A 12,135-nucleotide genomic window follows, 5' to 3' on the forward strand; every position below is an offset into this window, starting at 1 on the left:
TTGCTGGCGGGCAGGCCTGCCCGCCAGCACTGATCAAGGGGTACCCGGAATGTACGCCACGCTGCCTTCTTCCCGTCGATGCAGCAAACGCTCGCCATTGGCAGGCTGACTGGTAACCGTCTGATGATCGACGCTCAGATAGCCCAGGGGCAGGGCGTCTCCATTGCGGTACTGAGCAAAAATCAACGTGCGCTGTGGATTGAAATGCTCGCCGCTGGTTTTATCCAGCCATGCCATCAACCCCGCGCTGTCGCCTTCCCTGGGGAAGTCCTGGCCCGAGTCGACAAAATAGAACGGCTGGCCCTGATTCTGTACATACATGGGCAGTTTGTTGTCGACATCGATCATCACCATCCGCCACTCATCCCAGGGCGCTTGCTCACTTGCACGGGCCTTGACGTCCTGGCCGAACTGAATGACCCCGCCGCCGCCATTGGACCAGGGGTAAAACACCCCGAGCACCAGCAACACGACCAGAGCGCCGAGCCCAAAACCGATGTTCCAGCGCCGGCCCGCGCTCTTGCGTTGGGCGATTCGTTCGCTCACCCACCAGGCCGCCAACAGCTGGGCAAAGGGTACGAGCGGCAACACGTAGTAACTGCGCCGGCTGCCGCTGGCGGTGAAGAATACAAACAACAGCCCCAGCCCCCATACCAGCCAACGGGTATTGGGTTCGATGTGACGCCAGCGGCGAAAGGCAACCCACAGGCCGATCATCCAAAACGGCGCCCAGGGCAGGGTGTAGGCCGGGAGATACAGCAGGTAGGTGTAAATTGGCCCCATATGGTCGAAGGGCTGAAAGAAGCGCACCACGTTTTCCCGCAGCACCAGGCTCAGGCCGCTTTCGCCATAGGTCTTGGCGCCATACAAGTGCGACAGGACAAAGGGCAGCATGTAAACAGCTGCCGCAACAATCAGGGCCATGACCAGCCGCAGATTGAGATGACGCTTCCAGCGCTGCTCGCTCAATAGATGGGGGAGCAACACCAGGCCAGGCAAGATAAAACCGATCAAGCCTTTGAGCAGGGACGTCAGGGCCAGCAACAGGAAAAACACGCAATAGCGGCTGAAACGGGTGTCCTGCGGGCCGCGCCAATACCACCAGACGGCTGCCAGCAGGCCGCACACGGTTAAAATGTCGGCCGTCGCCACCCGTGCCCAAAACACAAAGTAAAAGGTCGTGGCCAGCATCCAGCCCGCTATCAGGCCAGTACCTTTGCGAAACAGGCGCTCGCCGATCAGATAGACCAGCCAGATACTCAGCCACGCCGCGATCACCGAAGACAGGCGCAGTGACCAGTGATTCAAGCCCCCTGTCAGTCCGGCAGTCGCCGTTATCAGCCAGTACGATGGCAGCGGCTTATCGTAGTAGGGCGAGCCTTTGAGGTACGGGTCCAGATAATCACCGCTCTGCAGCATCTGCAGGGCGATGTTGGCCCAGCGGGTTTCTGGCCCCCAAAGCTCCCGCGAGCCCAACCCCAGCAACAGAATCAATGCCGAGCCCGCCAACAACATCAGCAAGGCCCGGCGCTCCGGGCTCCAACGATTAATGGCCATCATTATTCAGGCTTATCCTTAGGGAAGATGTAAATCGCCAGGTTGCCGCGCTCGTAGCGTTTGCCACCCAGGGGCAGCAGTTCGACTTCGTGCACTTCAAGTGCCGAATGGATGCGCATCACCACACCGACAGACCCGCGCTGGCGCGCCGTTTTCATCCAGCCGGCGATGCTATCGATATCAACCTGACGCGCTGCTGAATCAGGATAATCCAGCCCGTACTTAAGCTCGCCGGTGGTGTTGTAGAGGTTTACCTCAGGCCGGCCCAGACGCCAGGCCAGGGCTGAAGCAGCGCCCAGATCATTACTGAGCAAGGTGTCGGCCCCGACCAGCTCTTGCAGATGTTCGGCAATGAACTGGTCCGGCATTTTGCTGTTGATGATGTCATTCGGCATCGCTGCCGGTAACAAGGCCACCAGCAGCCCGATGCCCAGCGCCGCAGCGGCCCAAAGCTTCAACGGCCGCAGGGCTTGCAAGGCATTGGCCAGGATCCAGCCAGTGAGCAGGATAAAACCCAGTGACAGGCTGAACATTTCGCTGCTGTCATAAACCGGTCGGTAGGCCTGCAAATAAATCAGTCCCCCCAGTCCCGCCACGCCCAGCAGCACGTTGAGCAGGCCGTTGATCCGGATCAGCCGCCCGCGGCCCTGGTTCAGCCACGAGATCAACCCATGGCCCATCAACAACGCCAGTGGCAGCAGGCAAGGCAGGATGTAAGTTGGCAGTTTGCCCTTGCTCAAACTGAGCACACCCAGAGGCAGCAACAGCCATAGCAACAGAAATCCAAAGGCGGGCCGGTGTTTATGCTTCCAGGCATCGATCAGGGCTGAGGGCAGCAAAGCGGCCCATGGCAGGCAGGCAGCGAACAGCAGCGGCAAATAGAACCACCAGGGCTGCGTATGCTGGGCATTGGTGGCGCTGAAACGGCGAACGTGTTCGTTCCAGAAAAAAAACTGCCAGAAATCCGGTTCCTGATGCTGTATTGCCAATGCCCAGGGCAAGCACAGCGCCACCGCGAGCAAAATCGCCAGTGGGCCGTAGATCAATAAATCCTTAAATCGCCGCTGCCACAGTGCATAGGGTATGCCTATCAAAACCGGTAACAGCAGGGCCAGAAAGCCTTTGGTCATAAAGCCCATGCCACAGGCAATGCCCAGCATGGCCCAGGCACACAAGCGCCCACGGCGGCTGTGGCTGTCCAGGGCGAACCATAACGCCACGAGGCTGAGGTTGACCCAAAAGGTGAATTGCGGGTCCAGATCGGCATAACCGGCCTGACCGGCAACCAGGCCGAAACTCATGTAGAGCAGGGCGCTGGCAAAGGTTTTGCGCGGGTCATTCCACAGTCGCCGGGCCATCAGCCATACCAGCCAGACACTCAGGCCGCTCGCCAGCGCAGAGGCAATCCGCACGCCAAACAGGTTTTCGCCGAACACTGCTTGCCCGACGGCGATCATCCAGTAGCCGGCAACCGGCTTTTCGAAGTAGCGCAGGCCCATAAAATGCGGCGCGACCCAATTGCCGCTGTGGAGCATGCCCTGGCTGACCTGGGCATAGCGGGTTTCGTCAGGCGTCCATAACCCATGGGTCATTAATGGCAGCAGATAAAACAGGAAAAAGGCCAGCAGCAGCGCAGGCACGGCCCAGCGCTGAAGATGACCGGATGAGGGATGTTGAGCAACGACAGCTACCATGCTTGCACCTGCGAGCCCCTGATGGGCGTGATTTATGGCGGGCACATTAGAGGGCGACAGGTGGCGGCGAGGTGAAGTGGATGTGAAAAATATGCCGGGCATTGTGTTCCCGGTCATGATCTTGCTTACAAGTTGATACGTATTCGCGAGCACTGACAGGCCCCGCAGGCTTGACCTCAGCTCTTTATCGCGACTCGCCAGGCGGGCAGGGCATTCAGCCTGTTTCGGGGGGAAAAACCTGACCTGAGGCGATATGTCGCAGGTCGCCCCGTTATCGCCCGGTTTGGCTGGCTGCGAGCGATCATGTGCACTACCGCGGGGCAGTCCGGCCGTGCGGGCCGCAGGTGAGAGTGTTAAATTTGGCGCCCATGAAACGCGTCTACCCCACAGCAATCGTGCGTACTTGAGCCTAAGGCCCGGGCAGCGCACACACCTACCGCGTACTGCGCCGGGTGAAGGCTTTTATTGGTAATAAAAGCCGCTTAAAGGAACCTCATACATGAATGAATTACTGACTCGCCGCCATGTGGTTGCAGGACTTGGCGTGCTCGGTCTCGGTTTGCTTGCCGGCTGCGACATGGGCAGCGGTTTGTCATACAAGTACGCAAAAGACCTGAGCAATGAAATCCTGGGGCGCAAGTTCAAGCTGCGGGACGTCGATGGCAACGAAATGATGCTGGGCAGTTTCCGCGGCATGATGCCGATGATTTTCTTCGGCTTTACCCAGTGCCCGGCCGTATGCCCGACTGCGCTGGCCCGTGCTGCCCAGGCCAAGAAAATGATGGGCCCCGACGGTGACCGGTTGCAGGTCGTGTTTATCACCCTCGATCCCGAACGTGACAAGCCCGCCATGCTCGATGCCTATGTAAAAGCCTTCGATCCGACGTTTATCGCGCTGTCCGGCACCCTGGAAGAAACAGCGGCCACGGCCAAGGAATTCAAGGTTTTTTACGAGAAAATCCCTACCGGGGACTCCTATACCCTGTCGCACACCGCCACCAGTTTCGTCTTCGATTCCCGTGGCGTGCTGCGCATGGGCCTGTCACCTTCGCTGTCGGCCAAGCAGTGCACCGAAGACCTGCTCACCGTCATGTCAGTCTGCTGATCTAACGCACCTTTGAATGAGCCATTCCTATGAAACCCGTCAAGTATCTGTTGCTGTCCCTGCTGGGCATGAGCCTGCATGTTTCAGCGCAAACCGTGGTCGATGATGCCTGGGTCCGCGCGACCGTTGCCGGCCAGCCTTCGAGCGGTGCCTTCATGCACATCACCGCCAGTACCGACAGCAAGCTGGTCGAAGTCAAATCCCCGGTTGCCAAAACGGTGCAGATCCATGAGTCGACAATGAAAAATGACGTGATGAGCATGCACGCAGTACCCTCGGTGGCATTGCCGGCCGGCAAGACCGTCGCCATTGACCCAGAGGGCTACCACGTGATGCTGATGGACCTGACGGGGCAGATCAAAGAGGGTGACACCGTACCGCTGACCCTGATCGTCGAAGACAGCAAAGGGGTCAAAGAAGCCATTGAAGTCACGGCCAAGGCCCGCGCCCTGAACAGCATGCAGATGGACATGCATGACCACGGCGCCATGCATCACTAACCCCCACTGTAGGAGCGAGCTTGCCTCGCGATGGCGCCGGATTGTATTGGCTGACTCACCGCCATCGCCGGCAAGCCGGCTCCCACAGGATCTGCAAGCTCGCTCCTAGAGTCCAGTCGCCCATAGTCAGTGCGCCCGGCCGTTAAAAACGTCCGGTCAGCGGGTATTCAACGGCCAGCCGGATCTGATCGGTATCCAGTTCGGCCTGGGCTGTATTGCCCCGATGCACGTTATGGCGCAGTGACAGGATGGTGCCCTTCGCGGTACCGCTCTGAATCACATAGCGTGCTTCCAGGTCACGCTCCCAGTGTTTCCCGCCCTTGCCATACCCCAGATACGCATAGCCGCCACGGGGGTCAACATGACTGCCGTCGATCTGGCTGCCCCGCACATACGCAGCGCTGAACACCAGGCCGGGCATGCCCCACGGCGTCATCCCCAGGTCGTAACGGGCCTGCCACGATTGTTCGTTTGGCGCGTTGAAGTCAGACAGCTGTACGGCATTGGTGAGAAAAATCGCTCCCCGTGTCACATAGTCGAACGGCGTATCGCCATGCACCTTCTGATAACCCAGGCTGAAACTGTGGGGGCCCTGAGCGTAGGTGCTCATCAGGCTCCAGGTGGTGTTGTCGATATTGCCTGACAGCGCCTTGCCTTCATCGGTGGTGCGATACAGGTTGAAGTTGAACGTCAGCGAGTGGTTCTCATCAATCGCCTGGCTGTACAGGGCGCCCAGATAGTGCTGGTTCCAGGTGTCCTCGTAGCGCGAGCTGTACAGGCTGGCACTGAGATTTTTACTCGGCGTATAGACTACCCCGGCCAGGTCGAAGGCATCACCTTTGGGGCCGTTGGAGTAATTGACCACAAAGCCTTGGTCGTGACTGCTGGCGTTACGGTCGGTGCTCCCGGTGAAATGCCCGCCGACCATCTTCAGGGCATTTAATTCATTGCTGGTCAAAAACACTCCAGTGGCGGTTTCCGGCAGCAGGCGGCTGTCGGATGAGCTGAACACCGGGGTTTTGACCCGTTGTTCGCCCCAGGACAGCACGGTGTCCGACATGCGCAGTTTTATCGCCGCACCGCCACGGCCGAAGTTGTCCTTGGGGTAGCCGTCGTTATCCAGACCCAGCAGGCGCGCCTTGCCAGCGCGGCCACCCCCACTGTCCAGTTTGACGCCAAGGTAGGCGTGGGCATCCACCCCGACCCCGATCAGGCCCTGGGTGAAACCTGATTGCAACGTGCCCATCAACCCGTAGGCCCATTCCTCGGCATAGCCATTGCGTTCCGCGCGCGGTTTATAGGCATTGCGAGCTCCGCTGTTGCGGGCGCCGTGGCGATACTCGCGGCTGTCGTAAACCGTGCGGTTGACCAGGCTCCAGGTGCTGTCATCGATCAAGCCGGCGGACTGTGATTGCGCGGAGTCGGCCAGGGCCAGGGGGCTTGCGAGAGCCAGAAGGATCGCCGAGCGAGTATGGACAGCTGTCATTACGGAACCTGTAACGGAGTAAAGGGGATTGACGGGCGCATGTTAGTTGAACCGCCAGAAATCGCTGCTCGTATCAGAGATATTTCAACCAGGAAATATCTCTGCGCCGGGCTTTAAGCCCGGCAAACCAGCGCACTGGCCGGTAAAGCGCAGCTGCCAGCAACACCGCCGTCAGCCATACCGGCCCCATAGCCTCGAACCCGAAGTAGCTGCCCTGATTCAGACCAAACAGGGCCACGCTCAGCAGATACAGCACTTTGAGCACATACAAGTGCAGCAGATAGAAGAACATCGGCGCGGCGCCAAACACGGCCAGCACGGCCAGCACGGCGATCCATTTGCCTTGTCGGACCCGTTCAAAGGCCAGTAACAGCAACAGGCCGACACCCAGGGTCAGGGTCAGGAACAGCAGCGAAGGCGGATATTTGGTGATGTTGAAAAAACTCATCAGCGTCTGCACCGGATGGTCATGCGCCACCCACTGCGCCTCGCCGTAACCGTTAAGCAAACGCAGCGCGACAAACCCCAGCAGCGCGCCAGCACCCGCGAGCAACAGATAACGCTGACGCACGGCCGCCGAAGCAGAACGGGCGAACCAGGGCCCGATGCAGTAGCCCAGGGCAATCACGCCGATCCACGGCAATACCGGGTAGGAAGTGCGCAAACGCAGGGTGTCGGAAAACTCGATCCAGCCCCGGTCATGCAAAATCGCCCAAGGCACATGCAGCGCCGAAGCTGCAGCAAAGTGCAGCGTGTCGAGCAGGTTATGCCCGGCGATGATGCCAATGGCGAGCACTAACAGGACCGGCCGTGGCAGCCACACCAGCGCCGCCAGGGCGATCATGCTTAACCCGATGGCCCAGATCACCTGCAGGTAAATGACCGACGGCGGGAGCTGGAAGGTCCAGGCGAAATTCACCAGGGTTAACTCCAGCACCACCAGAAACAGGCCGCGCTTGAACAGAAATGCCGAGACGTCACGCTTGCCCTGATATTTTTCGCCGTACAGGTACGCCGACAGTCCGGTAAGTAACACGAACACCGGGGCACACAGGTGAGCGAGGGTACGGCTGAGAAACAGCAGCGGCTCGGTGCTGTCGATGCTCATGGGGTCAGCCACTTGACGGTGCAGGAAGAAAGTCTCGCGCACGTGGTCCAGCAGCATAAACAGGATAACCAGACCCCGAAGGGCATCAATGGACAGCAGGCGCTGAGCTGAGGGTGAGGCTTGGGGTACGGTTGGCATGAAGGGGGGTCACAGACAATGAAAGTATAAGGTGTCGTTACCTTATAACGTTTCTAGCTGCAATGTCATCCCTGACGAACCTATGCAGGAGCGAGCTTGCCTCGTGAGCACTTCAGCTCGGCGAGGAAAAGCTCGCTCCTACAGGGCAGCACCTACAGACTTATCGCCGTACCTTGATCCATGCCATCAGCAATGCAGAAGACAGAACCCCGACCGTCATGAAGATATAAGCGCCACCCGGATTGCCGGTCAGACCGATCAGATAGCCCACGATCCATGAACCGACAAAGGCACCCAGCGCCCCGCAGGCATTGATCAGGCCGATGGCGCCGCCGAACACGTTGGCCGGCAGCAGTTCCGGGATCAGTGCAAAGAACGGCCCGTAAGGGGCGTAAAGCGCCGCACCGGCAATGCACAGCAAAACAAACGAAAGCCAGAAGTGCGAAGAGCCCAGCAGGTACGAGCAGAAAAACGCCAGAGCCCCCAGCGCCAGTAGCGGCCAGATAAAGTGTTTGCGTTGCTGGGTTTTGTCCGAGGCCCAGGACACGGCAAGCATGGTTGCAACGGCGGCCACGTACGGCACTGCGCTCAGCCAGCCCACCGTCACAATGTCGGCTGCCGCAGCCTGTTTGATAATGGTCGGCAACCACATGATGAAGCCGTACACACCGATACTCCAAAGCGCGTGTACACAGCAGAGCTGAATCACGATCGGGCTGGTAAACGCCTGACGGTAATTACGCACCTGCTGCAGACCCTTCTGTTCATCTGCAAGGGTCGCGGCCAGTTGGGTCTTCTCGTCCCGGGTCAGCCAGCTGACCTGCTCGGGCTTGTCCCGGGCCATGCGCCACCAGACAAACGCCCACAGCACGGCAGGCGCGCCCTCGATCACAAACATCTCGCGCCAGCCCCAGGCCTGGATCAGGTACCCGGACACCACCGACATCCACAGCACGGTCACCGGGTTGCCCAGTACCAAAAAGGTATTGGCCCGGGAACGCTCCTTGCGGGTAAACCAGTTGCTGATAAAAATCAGCATCGCCGGCATCACGGCCGCTTCCACAATGCCCAGCGATACCCGAATGATCATCAGCATCGGGATATTGGTCACCAGCCCCGTGGCCATGGCGCACAAACCCCAGAGGATCAGGCTCCAGAACACCAGTTTGCGCACACTGTATTTCTGCGCGTAGATCGCTCCGGGTACCTGGAAGAAAAAGTACCCGAGGAAGAACAGGGCGCCGATCAGCGAAGACATGCCCTTGGTGATGCCCAGGTCCTGCTCGATCCCGGCAGCACTGGCAAAGCCGTAGTTGGCCCGGTCCAGGTAAGCGAGGCTATAGGTGATGAAAATCAGCGGAATCAGATACAGCCAGCGCCTGGGTGCAAAACCCTTGCCCCGGGTGATGGCATCGCGCGCCAGTGGCGCTTGTTCAAAGGTGCTCATGGGTGTCCCCTGTTATTGTTTTTTTCAGCTGCGGGTTCATACAACGCTGGTCAGGCCGCCATCCACAAACAGGGTTTGACCGTTAATAAAGTCCGAGGCAGGGGAGGCCAGAAATACCGCCGCGCCGCACAACTCCTCGACCTGGCCCCAACGTCCTGCGGGTGTGCGTTTGCACAGCCACTCGCTGAACTCTTGGTTATCCACCAGGGCGCGGTTCATCTCGGTGGCAAAGTACCCCGGTGCCAGGCCATTGGCCTGAATCCCGTGGCGCGCCCATTCGGCACACATGCCTTTGGTGAGCATTTTCACCGCACCCTTGGACGCGGCATAAGGCGCGATAGTTGGCCGGGCCAGTTCGCTTTGTACTGAACAGATGTTGATGATCTTGCCGCGGCCACGGGCAATCATGTGCCGGGCAACCGCCTGGGACACATGGAACACACCATCCAGGTTGACCCGCATCAGGTCATGCCAGTCATTGGCGTCGTACTCCTCTAGGGGCGCGCGGCGCTGGATCCCGGCGTTGTTGATCAGGATGTCGATGGCCCCGGTCTCGGCCTCAAAGGTGTTGATGGCGGCAAACAGCTGTTCGCGATCGGTAACGTCGAACACTGCGAACTCTGCACTGATACCTTCATCGCGTAATTGGCTGGCGACCTGGCTGGCTTTTTCGATATTTCGATCATTGATCACCACTGTTGCCCCGGCTGCGCCCAGACCCCGGGCCAGTTCAAGGCCAATGCCTTTTCCGGAACCGGTGATCAAAGCCCTGCGCCCATTGAGCTGGAAGCTCGTGATATTGAATGACATGCTGTTCTCCCGGGCCGTTTATTATGTTCGTGGGCCCGGACGGTACTTCACCCCAGGCCGGGGACAGCGTCCAATCGTAATTGTTGATGTGGTGATCAAATACTTTGATCACCACATTCAGAGGCTGGCAAAGCGGAGCAAATCGTTGGAAATCAAACATCTGAAATCATTTGTGACCCTGGCCGAAGAGCTTCATTTCGGCCGCGCTGCACAACGGCTGTCCATCGTGCAACCGGCCCTGAGCACGCAAATAAAACTCCTCGAAGAAGAGCTGGGCGTACGCCTGTTCGAGCGCAACCGCCACTCGGTGATGCTCACGCAAGTGGGGGCGGTATTTCTACCTGAAGCCCGGGCCACCCTGCATCAAGCCGCCCATGCCGCGGATGTGGCCAGAGCTTCGGGGCGCGGCGAGATCGGCCGGGTGCGCTTTGGTTTTGTGTCCTCGGTGTTACCGCACCTGCTGCCCGCCCTGGTGCGGGCATTGCACAGGCGGTTGCCGCGGGTTGAGCTGGAACTCAAGGACATGCCGGGGCCGGACCAGGCCACTGCACTGAAAATCGGCCAGCTGGATTTCGGGCTGATGCGCTTGCCTGCCGTCATCCCCGGCATTCAAACCCGCGAGGTGCTGCAGGAGACCTTCATCCTTGCGCTGCCGGGCGAGCACCCGTTGGCCGCCTATGACTCGGTACCTGCCAGCGCACTGGCCCAAGTGCCGGTGTTTGTTCTGGCCAGGCGCTATGCGCCGGGCTTCTACGATGAGCTGATGCAATCGCTCAACAGCCATGGCGTGCAGCTGCAAATGGCCTCGGAACTGGGGGAGTTCACCACCATGCTGGCACTGGTGTCCGCCGGACTCGGCATCGGCCTGTTACCGGCCAATGCCGGGCGTGCATTACCGGCTAATGTCATCTCCAGGCCGCTGGATTTGGGCAGCTATCGTGCAACCACCGGCCTGGCGTGGGTAGACCTGAACAGCGCGGTGAAACTCACGGTGTTCAACCTGCTGAACGAGATCCTGTAGGCCCTCCCGGATAAATTCTCGGCACGTCCGCCAACCGCTGTGGTCCATGGTTTTAAGGGCCCATTAATTGCCGTACAGGATGATCGCCATGTCCGAGCTGTTGCCGTCTGACCTGCACTATGTCGATGACACGCTGCCAGGTATCACCCGCAAGAAACTGCGTGGCAAGTTTGCTTACTTCGACGGGGCCGGCCAGCGTATCGGCGATGCGGATGAAATCCGCCGGATCAATGCTCTGGCAGTGCCTCCGGCCTATACCGATGTCTGGATTTGCGCGGACCCCCGTGGCCATTTGCAGGCCACCGGCCGCGATGCCCGGGGGCGCAAACAGTACCGTTATCACGTGCGCTGGCGGGAAGTGCGCGATGCCGATAAATATTCCCGGCTGCGCGATTTCGGCCTGGCCCTGCCCAAACTGCGCCGGCAGCTGGACAGCCTGCTGGCTGCCCCCGGCTTTAGCCGCGAGAAAGTCATGGCCACGGTGATTACCCTGCTCGATGCGACGCTGATCCGGGTCGGCAACAGCCAGTACGCCAGGGACAACCGATCCTATGGCCTGACCACACTGCGCAGCCGTCATGTCGAAGTCAGCGGTAGCACCATCAAGTTCCGCTTCCGCGGTAAAAGCGGGGTCGAGCACGACATTTCAGTCAGGGACCGGCGTGTGGCGCGGATCATCAAGCGTTGCCTGGAGATTCCGGGGCAAAACCTGTTTCAGTACCTGGACGACAATGGCGAGCGCCACACTGTCAGTTCTTCCGACATCAATGCCTGCCTGCACAGCCTCACCGGCGCTGATTTCACGGCCAAGGACTACCGCACTTGGGCCGGCAGTGCGCTGGCGTTGTCGGTGTTGCGCGAGCTGCAATGGCAACCCGAGGCCGATGCCAAACGGCATGTGGTGGACATGGTCAAGAGCGTGGCCCTGCATTTGGGCAACACGCCGGCTGTCTGCCGCAAGTGCTACATCCACCCGGCGGTGCTTGAAGGGTTTGTCGCCGGGGCCCTGGCCGAGCTGCCCCGGCCCAGAGTGCGCAAGGGGCTGAGGGCAGAAGAAGTCGGCCTGGCGATGTTCCTGGAAAGGATGCTCCAAACCGCTGCGGTCGAGAAATAGAAGGAACTCGTGCGGGGCCGTGACTCTCCGACCCATCACGCTGGCCTGCGGTCCTGCGTGGCTAACCACAGCGATACGCAACGCAACGTGGCGTAGTCGCTGACGAGGCACGAGGCTGCGACTACGGAATCAGGGGCAGTCACGGCCGAGGATTT

General features: G+C 59.7%; 10 protein-coding genes. 4 read left to right on the forward strand and 6 right to left on the reverse strand.

The genetic code is table 11. The annotated features are described in order from the left end of the window. Window positions 1-33: 33 nt before the first annotated feature. Window positions 34-1,560 carry an ArnT family glycosyltransferase gene (locus tag AOC04_RS08695; RefSeq protein ID WP_060692460.1) on the reverse strand — a complete coding sequence of 509 codons (1,527 nt, stop codon included), beginning with the start codon at window positions 1,558-1,560 and terminating at the stop codon, window positions 34-36. Next, a complete protein-coding gene (gene arnT / locus AOC04_RS08700) occupies window positions 1,560-3,251 on the reverse strand; it encodes a lipid IV(A) 4-amino-4-deoxy-L-arabinosyltransferase (protein WP_060692462.1) in 1,692 nt (563 codons plus the stop codon). Before arnT ends, AOC04_RS08695 begins: the two co-directional genes overlap by 1 nt. Before the next feature lie 499 nt (window positions 3,252-3,750). Between arnT and AOC04_RS08705 the strand changes: the two genes are divergently transcribed. Both AOC04_RS08705 and AOC04_RS08710 read left to right on the forward strand, forming a co-directional pair. Next, entirely contained in the window at window positions 3,751-4,356 is a 606-nt protein-coding gene (locus AOC04_RS08705; protein WP_060692463.1) for an SCO family protein, read from the forward strand. Between the two features lie 29 nt (window positions 4,357-4,385). Then, window positions 4,386-4,856, forward strand: a complete 471-nt coding sequence (locus AOC04_RS08710; RefSeq protein WP_060692465.1) for a copper chaperone PCu(A)C — start codon at window positions 4,386-4,388, stop codon at window positions 4,854-4,856. A gap of 142 nt (window positions 4,857-4,998) precedes the next feature. Here AOC04_RS08710 and AOC04_RS08715 read toward each other — a convergent pair whose 3' ends face one another. The 4 genes from AOC04_RS08715 to AOC04_RS08730 form a co-directional block, all read right to left on the reverse strand. Next, window positions 4,999-6,342 carry an OprD family porin gene (locus tag AOC04_RS08715; protein ID WP_060692467.1) on the reverse strand — a complete coding sequence of 448 codons (1,344 nt, stop codon included), beginning with the start codon at window positions 6,340-6,342 and terminating at the stop codon, window positions 4,999-5,001. 73 nt (window positions 6,343-6,415) lie between these two features. Beyond that, window positions 6,416-7,588 carry an acetyltransferase domain-containing protein gene (locus tag AOC04_RS08720; RefSeq protein WP_060692469.1) on the reverse strand — a complete coding sequence of 391 codons (1,173 nt, stop codon included), beginning with the start codon at window positions 7,586-7,588 and terminating at the stop codon, window positions 6,416-6,418. A gap of 160 nt (window positions 7,589-7,748) precedes the next feature. Next, window positions 7,749-9,035 (reverse strand): MFS transporter, encoded by a 1,287-nt coding sequence (locus tag AOC04_RS08725; protein WP_060692470.1) that lies wholly within the window; start codon window positions 9,033-9,035, stop codon window positions 7,749-7,751. A 36-nt stretch (window positions 9,036-9,071) separates the two neighbouring features. Next, entirely contained in the window at window positions 9,072-9,845 is a 774-nt protein-coding gene (locus tag AOC04_RS08730; protein WP_060692472.1) for a glucose 1-dehydrogenase, read from the reverse strand. Between the two features lie 145 nt (window positions 9,846-9,990). Between AOC04_RS08730 and AOC04_RS08735 the strand changes: the two genes are divergently transcribed. Further along, a complete protein-coding gene (locus AOC04_RS08735; RefSeq protein WP_060696909.1) occupies window positions 9,991-10,866 on the forward strand; it encodes a LysR family transcriptional regulator in 876 nt (291 codons plus the stop codon). Between the two features lie 88 nt (window positions 10,867-10,954). Next, window positions 10,955-11,980 carry a DNA topoisomerase IB gene (locus AOC04_RS08740; RefSeq protein WP_171970570.1) on the forward strand — a complete coding sequence of 342 codons (1,026 nt, stop codon included), beginning with the start codon at window positions 10,955-10,957 and terminating at the stop codon, window positions 11,978-11,980. Window positions 11,981-12,135 lie beyond the last annotated feature (155 nt).

The organism is Pseudomonas versuta, assembly GCF_001294575.1.
Lineage (GTDB): Bacteria > Pseudomonadota > Gammaproteobacteria > Pseudomonadales > Pseudomonadaceae > Aquipseudomonas > Aquipseudomonas versuta.